Here is a 693-nt window from a genome sequence, read left to right as displayed (position 1 = left end):
CTGGAGATCGGCTGGCGCCTGAACGGCTGCCCGGCCGGCGGGCCCCCGGGCGCGCACGCGCGAATTCCAGCGGCTGGCTGCGGGCACCTCGGGCTCCACCGTCTTCGGCGACCCGGGCGTGCTCGCCCCCCGCTTCCTCACGCCGGGTGCGGGCGATCAGCGCGCCTATCCCATGGCGGCCTCGCTCACGCGCCACCTGGAAACGCTGTCGGCCTGGATCTCGCCGGCCGATGCGGTCTATCCCGCGCTGACCCGCCTGGAGGCCGTGGAGCGGGCCGCGCGCCTGTACCAGGCCCTGGTCAGCCTGCGCCCCTTCGACGAGGGCAACGGCCCGGCCGCCCTCATGGCCATGGACTGGGCGCTGCAGCAGCACGGCCTGCCGCCCGTGGTGCTGGAGGAGTCGGTGCTGAGCCAGGCCATCGTGTTCGCCGAAGACCTGCCCGCCGAAGGCCCGAATGCCCTGGTGAGCGCCCTGGTCGAAGGCATGGAAGAGCTGGTGCAGACGCTGTGCCCCGGCAGCCTGCGGCTGCTGGCCTGAGCCGGGAGACCAGGCCGGCGTGGCCGGCCGGTCAGCCGCAGGCGCGCAACGGCCGGCTGGCCAGCAGGCCGCGCAACTGCCCCTCCGCCTGGGTGCGCAGGGCCGCGGTGGCGGCCGGCAGGCGCAGCACGTAGCCCGTGGCATCGGTGCGTTCC

At 75.3% G+C, this 693-nt stretch carries 1 protein-coding gene; it reads left to right on the top strand.

From position 1 onward, the window contains the following. Positions 1 to 118: 118 nt before the first annotated feature. Positions 119 to 538, top strand: a complete 420-nt coding sequence (locus tag AC27KI_RS26570; protein WP_487091492.1) for a Fic family protein — start codon at positions 119 to 121, stop codon at positions 536 to 538. Positions 539 to 693 lie beyond the last annotated feature (155 nt).

The organism is Acidovorax sp. KPB24-03 (assembly GCF_057546605.1).
This window is presented reverse-complemented; position numbering and strand designations above follow the sequence as displayed.